This is a genomic window from Butyrivibrio sp. AE2032 (genome assembly GCF_000702965.1).
The window spans coordinates 1254634-1267366 of the sequence record NZ_JNLF01000003.1; the positions used below are offsets into that span (position 1 = coordinate 1254634).

Below are 12733 nucleotides of genomic sequence, written 5' to 3' on the forward strand. Positions count from 1 at the left end.
GGTTACTTTGAAAAATCACAAGGGCTTCATGAGCCCTTGTGACCTGAAAATCTACTTTTATCACTCGCCTGGTGCATAGTGATCAAGCACGTCGATCCAGCTACCAACTGAGAATGAAACTTCTGAACAGTAAACAGGATCCTCGAGAACGAGCTCGCCGTCTGTTGTCCACCAGTCATATCCACGGTCATTCTTTGCAGGGAACTCATCTCCGCCACCCTGTGAGTGATGGAATTTATCTTCGATTTCTTTAGCTACGTTAGGATTGGATGAGTATCCGCCCATGTCCTTACCCCAAGCTTCGAAACCAGCTTCTGTGCATGTCATGTAAGCGATGAATGCGCATGCTGTCCAAGGAAGTGGAGAGTTCTTTGTAAGGAACAGGTAGTGGCAGTAACCGTATCCGCCGATTCCTGTGTAGCCATCCTGATAAGCTGCTACGTCGATGTTGTTAACTGATACTGTAGCTGACTCCTCAACTGAACGAAGCTTTGAATAAACAAGGAGTCCTGACTGATCCTTAGCTGAAGCATCTACAAGTGTGTTGCAGATAGGGCCGTCATCAGTCTGCTCGTTATAGTTGTTAACCCAGAGCTTGATCCATGCAAGAGCATAAGCGCCGTTTGCGCCAAGACCAAGGTCGTTAGCATCAGCCTGCATTGCCTGGATTGTAGGCTCGAAGTATGCCTTCTTTGTGTCATCAAGCTTATCATAAGCTTCCTTAAGCCATGTAGCGTACTTGTCTTCTGTGAGCATCATAAGGAAGTTCTTTCCTACGATCTCAGAATCAACACCCATGAAAAGAGGATGTGATCCTTCATATACGAAGTCCCAGCAGTTTGTGAACTTAGCTGAGCCGTTGTTGTTGTACATGAATACCTTGTTAAGTGTCTGAAGTGGAAGGAATCCTGTATACGCATCAGCTGTTGTGCTGTTAGCCTCTGCCCACTCCTTAGGAATGAATGTCTTAAGGATATCGGTGTCAACCATCTTTGACTGGATCTGGTTACCATCCTGGATAAGAGTCATTGCAAATGTGCCTTCGCTCTTAAGGGAATCAGATGTGAGCTGCTCGAAGATCTTGTTGTTCTTTGGCTGCTGCCACTCGAATTCCATTGTGTAGGATGGATCGATTGACTGTAAGTACTCGATGAATACTGGAAGTGCTGACTTACCACGGCTGGAGTTTCCTACGCCGTAGAAGGTCTTGCCGTTTGACTCTTCGATAGCCTTCTTTGCAAGCTCTTCCATTGACATTGTTTCTGCCTCAGCGATGATGGCATCGATTCCTGTAAGCTCTGCTGCAGGAGCTGCTGTCTCTGTAGCTGTTGCAGCTGCTGTGTTATCTGTAGCTGTTCCGGCATCAGATGTTGTCTGCTGAGTGTCTGATGTAGTTGTTGTTCCTGTTGCTGCGCTTCCGCAACCTGCAAGAGCAGATACAACCATTGTGAATGCTAAGACTGTAGATAATACTTTCTTTTTCACTTTTAACCCTCCTTTTAATGCGTGCACAAAAAAATGTAGTTAACACGCTGTTTCATGTTAACTACATTGTAGTTGTATCAGTTTTTTATTTGCAGAAGACAATTCTGATATTATTTGTAAATTTTTAACATTTTATTTATAAATTTCTTATCATTCCATGAGACCCTTGGTCTGATAGTCAGACGGGGTGCGACCCACAAGCTTCTTAAAGGTGTTGGAAAAGTATGCAATATCCTGATATCCAACCTTCTCTGCAACCTCGTATACCTTCACCTGGACATCCTTAAGATAGTCCATGGCCATTCTGATGCGGTATTTGGTGAGATAGTTGTTTATGCTCACATCTGTCTCTGCCTTAAATAGCCTGCTTATGTGTCCGTCGCTGACTCCCATAGACTGGGCAAGCCCAGTCACAGAAAAGTCCATCTCAGCAAAGTGCTCCTCAATATAGGCTATGGCTGTCTGAACGTATCTATTGGAAATGTCTTCCTTTTTCTTAAGAGGTATAAGCTTCTCCTCAAGCTCTTTTGACGAGGCGGGAGCATTGGGATGAAGGTGCAGAAGCCTCTGAATTGAGGCCTCCAACTCGCCGTCCTGAAAGGGCTTTAAAAGATAATCCGAGACACCGATCCTTATGGCCTGTCTTGCATATTCAAATTCATTGTAGGCAGTAAGGAATATAACCTTGGTCCCGGGATATTTTTCAAGGAGCTTTTCTGCCAGAGCAATGCCGTCCATCTTTGGCATTCTGATATCAGATACCACAAGGTCCGGGCGAAACTCGTCTGCCATTAAAAGAGCTTCTTCCCCGTTTGAAGCCTCTGCCACAACCTCACACCCGATAAGGGCCCAGTCGGTCTCACTCCTTATTCCCATTCTCACGTATTTCTCATCGTCAACTATCAAAACCTTTGTCATGTCTCACCTTTTGTATCTATGGTCGTCTTATCATCAGCTCTTACTGGCTCTTTTTCCGAATAGGGCAAAGTTACGATCATGACTGTTCCGCCACCTGAGGGCCTTACAGCCAGCACTCCATACTCCTTGCCATAGTAGAGTCTGATGATGGTATTTACATTGTTAAGGCCAAGATGTCCCTTCAAGGTCTCGGGATCATCATTGTTAAGGGCTGTCAGCATCTCATCGCTAATGCCCTTTCCGTTGTCCTGAACTGAGATCTTCAAAAGGTCCGGTTTGTCATCAGTGCCCTTTTCCCTTATGGCTGCCACATATATGTGACCGTTTTCCATCTCATCCATTCCATGTATTATGGCATTCTCAACTATCGGCTGTAATATCAGCTTGGGGATGATGGCCTCCATTATCTCATCAGGAATATCTATGGTTATATCAAACTTGTCATCAAACCTGATCCTCTGGATCTCGCAGTAGTTCTCGATGAGCTTTATCTCCTCAGAGAGCTTCACGAACTGGTTTTGGGAGATGCTGGTCCGAAGGATCCCTGCCAGTGAAGCCGACATTGTGGCAACCTCCGGCACCTGATTGGCCTTAGCCACCCACTTGATGGTATCAAGAGTGTTGTACAAGAAGTGAGGATTAAGCTGAGCCTGCATCATCTCGATCCTGGTCTCGTTGACCTTTCTCTCTGCAGCCACTCTCTCTTCCATGGTTTCCTTCAGCTTGGTTGTCATCTTATTAAAACCAACAGCCAGCTGCTCGAACTCATCCTCACGCTCCAGCTCTATCTTGGCATCAAAGTCACCCTTTCTAAAGCGCTTCATTCCTGCTGCCAGAGTAGCTATGGGCTTTGAAACGTAGTTACTCATCCTGTTTGCCACAACAAGACAGACTATAACACTTATAACTGCCAACAACAAGATGATCTGATAGCCTGCCCTTACAGCTGTCTCGTCCAAAGCAGGAGGTGTGACATAAACACTAAGGAGCCCTGTGTCTCCCATTGGTGTGATATAGATATTGCTCTCAAATCCCGCATTGTATAGCTGCCCGGAAAAGAGATTTCTCCTGATCCCCGAAAGAACTGTTCCATCCTGAGTTGTACCCATCATGCAAAATGGCCTAAAATGCTCGTTGGTCAGCATGAAGCCATCCCTTGAATTTAAGCTTCCTCCCAGCTGCTCCTTAAGACTGCTTTGCTCAATCCTTATTACCGCATATCCCGGCTCATCCTTATTTACGATACGCCTTGCGATCAAAAGAGCTGCACCGGACTCCGAAGCATTTCCCGGATCCAGGGCATAAACTGTCTTTCCGCCGCTGTTTTTGGCATCATACAAAACCGAGTAATAATCAGGAAGGGGATCTGACTTGTAACCACTTCTTGTGCTGTACATACATCTGCTTCCGATGTACAGATCCACCACAGAGAAGGTCCTTATATCCTGAGTTACCTCATAAAGGTTTGAATATATTTCCAGTGAATTCTTTCTTCCCTTAAAAAAGGAATTCCTAAGCACTTCGTTCTGGGAGATGGCATCAAGGGTTGCCTCAGATCTTTCCAGAAGATCCAAAACCCTTCCGGATACCAGCTCTTCCTGCTGGGCATCCATCCTCTCGTAGTCAGCAACCACCCTTGCCTGGAAGCCTTGAACTGTAAGGATTCCACCAAAGATGACCAGGAAAAGAGTTACTGCCAGGAATACTACGAAGATCTGCCTCTTAAAGGACTGTCTCACAAATCCCATACTCACTCTCCTTCCTGCCCTCTAAGGGCATTCCAGAGAGAAAAGACCTCTTCCTCTTCTCTGGCAGACTTCTGAACATCAAATTTTATGAGATTTATGGTGTTTCCCATGGACTGTCCAAGGTCCTTTCTTACTGACCTTCGATAGAACTTATCCTGGGCATATTTCTGGGTGTCGTATCCCACCACAAAATCAATGAATTTTCCTGCATTATAGCTGTGTGGCGCATTCTTTACCATGGCACAGCCGTCGGGAACTGCGCTGGTCCCATCCTCCGGGTAAACCATGTCTATGTCTTCGCCCTGATCCATGGCTTTCCTTGCTGTCTCCTCAAGGGTTATCCCTATGAGATAGGTTCCGTCTGTAACCTTAGGTATAACCTGACCTGAGGAATTTAAGACCTTTCCATCCAACTGCTCATAAAACCTAGGCACCAGGCTTTCAGCGCTCTCGTTAAATATCTGTTCCATGGTGGAGATAATGGTATAACTGGTTCCGGAATTTGTTATATCAGCAAAAGAGATCTGGCCCTTCCACTTGTCGTCAAACAGCTCCTGCCAGGTCTTTGGGACCTCTGAATAGGATACGAGTTTTTGGTTGTAGATAAAAACTATAGGTAGCTCCGTGAAGGGAGTCCAGAAATCATCCGCGTCAACGTAATTGGGGTCCAGATTCTCTTTTCCCGCTGTCTCATAGGCAGTGAAAAGATCCTTTTGGGCCTCGTAGCTTTCGATTCCGCCTCCAAACATAATGTCGCACTGACCGATTGCCGAAGCCTCTTTTACCTGAGAGAGCATCTCGGCCGTACCACCTGCGTGAATTTCCACCCAGATTCCGGTCCTGTTCTCAAACTCCCTTATTATCGGCAGATACACCTCTTCCTTGTGGGAGGTGTAGACGATGAGCTGCTTTTCTTCAGGGACATTGTAACGCTCGGAGAGCTCCTGTATGGCTTTTTGACGCTCGGTTCCTGCGCACGACGAAAGCAGAAGCATTGCTGCTCCTGCCGTCAGAATTGTCACTATTCTTATTAGTCGTTTTGTCTGATCAATGAAAATGTTCATTAACTGTTACTTTCCCGGGCTTTCATTTCCTCTTTTCGTTTGTACATGTTTGTGTCAGCCCTCTTAAACACATCTGATACGGTGAAGTCCTTCTCAGGATCAAAAAGAGCTACTCCGATAGCCGCAGAAATCCGCTGCCAGGGTTCAAGACTGTCATCTGCAAGGCGCCTGTCTATCTCTGCATACAGTTCCTCCACCAGTTTCTCTACGTTCTCATAATCGCTGTTTTTCAGGATAACGGCAAATACGTCTCCACCAATTCTGAATACCGGTGAGTGCTTGAATACATTACAAACCAGCATACACAGCTCTTTTATCGCGGTATTTCCGCTGTCGTGTCCGTGCTCTTCGTTGATGGCCTTTAAATTGTTAAGGTCTACCATTGCAAGACCGAATTTATCTTCTCCTCCAGCCACATCCCACTCAAGCTTCCTGATCTCATCCTCGTAGGCGCTTCTGTTTCTGATACCGGTAAGGGCATCTCTGTTGGCCAGGGCCTGAAGCTCGCTGGCCTGCCTTCTGGTCTCCGTCAGCTCGTTGGTGGCTGTGCTAAGATGCTTCATGAACTTATCCATCTCAAGCATCATTTCTGCCGTATGATTCGCAAGGGCTGAGATTTCGTCGCCGCCTCTGGCATCATACTCGATAACATGGGCAATCTTTGGATCCTTGGTCTTTGTATACTTTTTGATGTTAGTTACCAGGGCTTCCAGCTTTGCAATATAATTCCTCTCCATGAAAGCGAGGGTAAGAATTACGCCTACTATAAGAATGAATCCCATTGTGGTTATAAGAATAAGAGTATTACGAAGTATTGTAGCATTGATTGAGGAAATTGGCACATCAACGGCGATGATTCCCATCTTTTCCCCATATATATACAGCGGATAATAGTAGGTATATACATGTCCGTACTCGTTGCTTACCTCATCATGCTCTGGAAGTATCTCTCCTGTTTCCCATACTTTCCACATAACAGGGAATCGGTCCGCAGCCTCATAAATGTCCATGCAAACATTTATGCAGGACTTGCCATCAACAATTTTTTCTTCTCGCACAGCATCTATGACGTAGTACATATGATAAGGCTCACCTGTTGATGTTACATAGTAGGTGTAGTCCACTTCGAACACTTTAGTCGCAGACTCAAACACATAAAGCCAGTATTCATGTGTATAAACCGCAAAGGCATTTTTCACTTCATCAGACAGCTCGTCAAAAGAGATATCATAGCCCAGGACTTTTCCCGGGTACTGCTCAGCAAAAAGCTTCTGATACCTGTCCAGCGCCGGCAGGTAATCTCCGTCAAAATCAAAAGGGATAAGTACTTCGTCCCCATGCTCCTTCATATACTCCTGATATTGGATAAAGTCCTCTCCATCAGCTTTTATCAGAGCCTGCAGATATTCTGACAGATTCTTGACGTTATCCTCTATCCTCTGCTCATAGATCCTCTCCTGGAGTCTGTATGTTGCAATTCCTCCAAGGACCAGTGTAACCACAGTAAATACCGCAAAAGCCACGCCAAACTTAAAGAGCAGGCTCTCACTCTTTTTCCCGGTCAGAGATTTTTGATTAGTTGCACTGTTATCTCTCATAAGCCACCTATAAGAAAACATACCATTTTACGATATCAACATATCTATATTTTACTACACTTTTCTTAACCTTTGCACTTTGTAATTCCAAAGCCTCCCTCCTGCCCTGTCTGCCTTGATTTAACACCATCTTTGTGATAATATACTTATTGCATGTTTCCGTAGCTCAGCAGGATAGAGCGTTCGCCTCCTAAGCGAAAGGTCGTGCGTTCGAATCGCATCGGGAACATTCGCGAAGGCTACAAGCCATGCAAAAAAGGATACATAAAGCTCGACGGGAGTTTACTCACGAGAGAGCTTTTATGTATCCTTTTTTATAGGGCGACAGCCCGCGACGAAGGAAGCTTTGCTTCCGAGTTTGAGCATGGCTTGTGGTCTTTTTCTATGGCGACAGCCCGCGACGAAGGAAGCTCTGCTTCCGAGTTCGTGCATGGCTTGTAGTCTTTTTCTGCTCCGCCAGCCCGCGACGAAGGAAGCTCTGCTTCCGAGTTTGAACATGGCGACAATGATCGTTATTTACGGATTATTCTTCGTACACTACTATTGCCGACAAAAGAAAGCATTTTTTGTCGGGAACAGTATGTACAAGACCTCTATACTAAAGTTACAATCAAGTTGGAGGTTATTTATGAACTGGAGCAAGATCATTGAAGACGCCATAAGGTTTATTGAAGAGAACATCACTGAAGATCTGACGGTGGGCAGGATTGCCAAGGAAGTGAATACATCCGCGTTTTATTTCCAAAAGGGCTTTTCCATGCTGTGCGGACTAACCGTTGGTGAATATGTTCGAATGAGAAGGCTCTCCCTTGCAGGAGAAGAACTGCTCTCTACAGACATCAAGGTGATCGACCTGGCAATGAAGTACGGCTATGACTCAGCAGACAGCTTCACCAAGGCGTTTACAAGATTTCATGGAAGTACCCCAACTGATGTAAGGACGAATGGTGCGAATATAAAATCCTTTGCACCACTGCATATCAAACTGACATTATACGGAGGAAAAACAATGGAGTACAGAATTGAAAAGAAACTGGCATTTAAGGTAATGGGCGTATCAAGGATAATCGGTTATGGAGATGGCTACACAACAATCCCCAAGTTCTGGGATGAAGTCTTTTCTGGCAGTGATAACAAGCTTATGGGGATGTATGGCGTTTGCCTTGATGATGAAGTTCCCGGAGATGAGTTCCGCTACATGATCGCAGATGATTATAACGAAGACCTGGCAGCCTCAAAGGGCTATGAGGTAAAAGAAATACCAGAATACACCTGGGCTGTGTTCCCTTGCCGAGGCGCTATGCCAAAGGCTCTTCAGGACGTCAACACCCAAGTATTTAATGAGTGGCTCCCTGCCAGCAACTATGAGATCGCTGCAGGATTCAACATTGAGTTTTACACCGACGAGACCAAGTACAAGCTTGGAACTCAGGACCCTGACTACTACTCAGAAATCTGGGTTCCTGTTAAGGCCTGATTCAGCGACCTAAAAGTAGTGCAAAACAAACCAGAATAATAAGGAATACTACGTTAACAGCGGTGAATACCAACAGGTATTTGCCGCTGTTTTCTCTATATTCCTTACTATAGGCCTTATAAGAAATCAGCGATGCCATGGATGCAATAAGTGTTCCCAGTCCTCCAACATTAACTCCAAGAAGAAGGTCTTTGTAATTGGTGGTAAATCCTGAGAGCATCAATGTAGCAGGAACATTACTGATGACCTGGCTTAAGGCAATTGAAATTGCAAACTCCCTTCCACTTAGTACCCTTTGAAGAAAAGAGCTTATGGCACCAATATTTCCCATGTTTCCTGTAAAGATAAAGAAACCAATAAAGGTCAGCAGCAGTATATAGTCAGCTCTGAAAAGGATCTTGAAATCCATTCCGCCAACAATTACAAGCACTATGATTGCAAACACATACCAGGGAAGGATTCTTACAACGGATAAAAGAGCTATCACAAAAAGCACGCCATAGATTATGATCTGGCGCTTACTTCCAAAGTTGCTGGTGATAACTGAATCCTTGCTGGTGGAAAGGCTCTTTTGCCTGTCAGGCGTTAAGAGAAAAAGAGCTGCAACCAAAAGGAGTGCTGAAACAAGGCTGTAAGGAAGAAGTGTCAGGATAAATTTCCCAAGTCCCATACCTGTAAGGCCATAGAGATAAAGGTTCTGAGGATTTCCTATAGGAGTCAGCATGCTACCAAGATTCGCTGCCACAGTCTGAAGTACTACCGTTGGGATCATCATATCTTCTCTGTTGCAGTCATGAAGGATCATAAGTGCAAAGGGAACGAAGGTGATCAGCGCCACATCATTAGTGATCAGCATACTTCCAATAAAGCACATGAAGATCAGTACAGCAGAAAGCTGCCATCCGTTTTTTACCTTTGATAAAAGAACTCCGGCAATCTTTTCAAATACTGCATTTTCCTTAAGTCCCTGGATTATTACCATCAGTCCCCAAAGGATTCCAAGAGACCTAAAGTCAATATATCCCAGATACTCTTTTCCGGGATGTACAAAAAAAGCTGAGATTATCGCCAGTACCCAGGCGATGGTCAGAACAGTATCAGGCTTGTGTATCTTTTTCTTTATATTATTCATTGAATGTTACCTCTTTCTAAACAACGCCTACTATATTACCACAAAATAATGTTTCTTCAAATCACCGGGTTGACTAATCCAGGCAAACGTGTTACATATAAATTTAGTAAGTTTCCAAGCACAATTCGGAGGTAGAGAGGGATGTTGCGTAGGTGATATTGATTCAATAAGTAAAACACTTGCCCGAAAGGGTTATTGCGTTGCGCTTAGTAGTAAGGACAATGTTTGTTCTTATGTTGTGGATCATGTCATTTATTGCATATTCTGATACCGGGAATAGGTGCTTTTTTTGTGGGATAAAGCCCGTTTTCTAAGATAAAGCCTTTGTTTTCAAGGCAGGCTCAGGGTATAGTAATATGATTTAGTGAATCCGTTTGCGTAACGCAGGCGGATTTTTTATTGCCGCGAAATTATTATTTTGACTTGCTTAGGAGGACATAATGGAAACAAATTTATCAAAAGAAATTTCAAAAGAATTAACGGTCAAGAACCCCTTATGGACAAGGGACTTTACCATAATAACAATTGGCAGCGTAGTTTCAATGCTTGGAAACAGTATGGCTGGCTTTGCAATGAGTCTTATGGTCCTAGATTTTACCGGATCAACCATGCTCTATGCCATATACCTTATGACCTATACTGTACCACAGCTTCTGGTTCCCATTTTTTCAGGAGCTATCCTTGACAGGTTTTCAAGGAAAAAGATGATATACACTTTAGACTTTATGATGGGCGGATTATATTTACTCATGGCAATTCTGCTTACCAGCGGATGGTTCAGTTTCCCAATATTTGCACTGTTTAGCCTGACAGTTGGATCAGTGAGCAGCATTTATATGGTGGCTTATGACAGTTTTTATCCACTGCTGATCTCGGAGGGAAATTACTCAAAAGCCTATTCCATAGCCAGTGTGCTTGAGACCTTGGCAGTTTTCATGGTTCCTGTGGCCACATTCTTTTACAACATGTTTGGTATGGGGCCACTTATGATGGCCAATGCCGTATGTTTCCTTGTTGCTGCAACTTTGGAGATGCGCATTGAGGCAGAGGAAAAGTACATTGAAAAGCAAAAGAAGTCGATAGAAGGTGAAAACCTGGGTCATGTGCAGAGGATACTTGTGGATATCAAAGAGGGCTTTAGATATCTCTTTTCCGAAAAAGGACTTCTGGCAATTGCACTGTACTTCCTGTTTAGCAATATCGCTGGGGGAGCATCTAATGTAATATGCCTTCCCTACTTTAAGAGTAATTTTCCAAATGGAGAGTATCTCTTTATGTGCATATTCGGAATGGCATTTGTGGGAAGAGGTATTGGCGGATGGTTCCATTACAGAAAAAAGCTGCCTACAAAATATAAGTTTTACATAGCTCTTGTGGTCTACATAATGCTGGGAATCTGCGAGGGATTATATCTTTATACTCCTGTGGCAGTTGCCATGGTCCTCTCCTTCCTGACTGGAATTGGAGGAGTCACAAGCTACACCATAAGGATATCTTCAACTCAGAGCTATGTTCCCGATGAAAAGAAAGGCAGATTTAACGGTGCTTTTCAGGTGCTTAGCACAGCCGGAACACTTTTTGCAGAGCTGATGGCTGGTATTCTTACGGTGTATCTCGATGAAAGAGCAGTTCTTTTGCTATTTGAGATGTTGGCAGTTGTGGCAGCTATTGTGATCATCGGTGGAAACAAGAAATACGTTAAAGCAATTTATAATAGAAATATGTAATCAGATTCCTTCGAAAGGAGGTGTGACATGTCTAAGAAAATTCTTATCAGTGCAGAAAATATAAAACAGATATATGGCGAACAGACAGTTCTGGATTTTGAAAGGTTCTATCTGTATGAGGGAGAAAAGGTTGGATTAGTTGGAATGAACGGAGCCGGGAAAACAACTCTCTTGCGGATTTTAGCCGGACAGATAGAGCCTTCGTCCGGAAGCGTTAAGCTTGATTGTATCCCGTTTTACTTTGAGCAGTTTGGAAGCGGAAACTCATATTTCGATACTGATTATACCGAGGCAGGGAAGATGGGGGTCAGCGACCAGATGTGGCAGGAGAAAGTCAGCGGAGGTGAGGATACCAGAATAAGACTTGCAGAGCTCTTTTCAAGTCAAAGGGCTGTGGCGTTTTTGGATGAGCCCACATCAAATCTGGATAGCGCCGGTGTTGAGCTTTTGAAAAAGAGACTTATAGAGATAGAATCTATGGTCCTTATCAGTCACGACAGATCCTTGTTAAATGAAGTATGTGACAGGATCGTAGAGGTTTCTTTTGGCGAGCTCCATTTTTATAATGGAAATTACGATGATTACCTGGAACAAAAGGAGCAGCAAAGAAAGACAGAATATGCCGAGTACGAAAGTTACCAGGCTGAAAAACAAAGGTTAACAAATGTCTATCGGCAAAAGAAAGCCAAGGCTAAGTCCATTGAGAAAAAACCAAAGAATATCTCAGCCAGCGAAGCTAAAGCCATTGCCCTTTGCGGAAACAGAAAGCCGGAGGACAAGGCTCGTAACATGGAAAAGAGTGCTGAGAATGTCCTAAAGCGCATCGAGCACATGGAGGTTAAGCAAAAGCCAAAGGAGGAACCGGTTGCCAGACCTGATTTCAGATTGACTAATCCGCCGAGGAATCCCATTGTTATAAGAGGTGAGCATCTTACCTTTGGTTATGATGACAAGCTTATCTTTGATGATGCTGACTTTATGATACGAAACGGGTCAAAGGTTGCTCTTGTTGGTGAGAACGGAGCAGGAAAGACTACACTGATCGAGCTTATCGACAAGGGAGAGTTAGTATATGTGGTTCCGGGAGCCAAGATAGGCTACGCAAGACAGAACATGTCCCAGATAGATATGGAAAAGACTGTTCTTGAAAATGTAAGGGATGTGAGCATCCAGTCCGAGAGCATAGCACGTATCATACTGGCGAGACTTCTTTTAACTGAAAGAGATATCCGAAAGAAGGCAAAAGAGCTGTCGGGTGGGGAAAGAATGAAGCTGTCCTTTGCCATGCTCTTTGTGTCGGACGTAAACCTGCTAATACTGGATGAGCCCACAAACTACCTGGACATTCCTTCTATTGAGGCCTTGGAAAAACTTCTGGTAGAATATGAAGGAACGCTTCTTTTCGTATCCCACGACAAGACTTTTGTGGATCATGTGGCAACAGAAAAGCTCCTTATTAAGGACGGAAAGATCAAGAAAAGTGAATAAGGAAAAAAGTATTTACAATAAAATATGGGTAGTAGCTCTGCCCATCATAGTACAGAACGTCATCGACGCTGCGGTAAACAGCGCCGATGTACTTTG

Annotated in this window: 9 protein-coding genes and 1 tRNA gene; 4 read left to right on the forward strand and 6 right to left on the reverse strand. The window is 44.2% G+C overall.

All coding sequences use genetic code 11. The features are described 5' to 3' along the window. Window positions 1-60 precede the first annotated feature (60 nt). The 5 genes from BO18_RS07590 to BO18_RS07610 all read right to left on the reverse strand — a co-directional run bounded on the left by BO18_RS07590 (window position 61) and on the right by BO18_RS07610 (window position 6813). Entirely contained in the window at window positions 61-1446 is a 1386-nt protein-coding gene (locus BO18_RS07590) for a hypothetical protein (protein ID WP_442856566.1), read from the reverse strand. Between the two features lie 189 nt (window positions 1447-1635). Continuing rightward, window positions 1636-2403 (reverse strand): response regulator transcription factor, encoded by a 768-nt coding sequence (locus tag BO18_RS07595; RefSeq protein WP_034445056.1) that lies wholly within the window; start codon window positions 2401-2403, stop codon window positions 1636-1638. Next, a complete protein-coding gene (locus BO18_RS07600; protein WP_034445058.1) occupies window positions 2400-4151 on the reverse strand; it encodes a sensor histidine kinase in 1752 nt (583 codons plus the stop codon). Before BO18_RS07600 ends, BO18_RS07595 begins: the two co-directional genes overlap by 4 nt. 2 nt (window positions 4152-4153) lie before the next feature. Then, on the reverse strand, window positions 4154-5215 hold the full coding sequence (locus BO18_RS07605) for an extracellular solute-binding protein (protein WP_034445061.1): 1062 nt from the start codon (window positions 5213-5215) through the stop codon (window positions 4154-4156). Further along, the gene (locus BO18_RS07610; RefSeq protein ID WP_034445064.1) at window positions 5215-6813 is read right to left on the reverse strand and encodes a GGDEF domain-containing protein; all 1599 of its coding nucleotides are present in this window, start codon (window positions 6811-6813) and stop codon (window positions 5215-5217) included. The genes BO18_RS07605 and BO18_RS07610 overlap by 1 nt, the downstream gene beginning before the upstream one ends. Before the next feature lie 155 nt (window positions 6814-6968). Between BO18_RS07610 and BO18_RS07615 the strand changes: the two genes are divergently transcribed. Further along, window positions 6969-7042 (forward strand) — tRNA-Arg (locus BO18_RS07615). Window positions 7043-7441: 399 nt separating this feature from the next. Beyond that, window positions 7442-8290 (forward strand): AraC family transcriptional regulator, encoded by an 849-nt coding sequence (locus BO18_RS07620; protein WP_034445066.1) that lies wholly within the window; start codon window positions 7442-7444, stop codon window positions 8288-8290. A gap of 1 nt (window position 8291) precedes the next feature. On the opposite strand, the gene BO18_RS07625 is transcribed toward BO18_RS07620, so the two are convergent. Beyond that, window positions 8292-9422, reverse strand: coding sequence for an SLC13 family permease (locus tag BO18_RS07625; RefSeq protein ID WP_034445068.1), 1131 nt, complete (start codon window positions 9420-9422; stop codon window positions 8292-8294). A gap of 440 nt (window positions 9423-9862) precedes the next feature. On the opposite strand from BO18_RS07625, the gene BO18_RS07630 reads away from it, so the two are divergent. Both BO18_RS07630 and abc-f read left to right on the forward strand, forming a co-directional pair. Beyond that, complete coding sequence (locus tag BO18_RS07630) at window positions 9863-11149, forward strand: MFS transporter (protein WP_034445071.1); 1287 nt, start codon at window positions 9863-9865, stop codon at window positions 11147-11149. A 27-nt stretch (window positions 11150-11176) separates the two neighbouring features. Continuing rightward, window positions 11177-12637 (forward strand): ribosomal protection-like ABC-F family protein, encoded by a 1461-nt coding sequence (gene abc-f / locus BO18_RS07635; RefSeq protein WP_051688566.1) that lies wholly within the window; start codon window positions 11177-11179, stop codon window positions 12635-12637. The last annotated feature ends 96 nt before the right edge of the window (window positions 12638-12733 follow it).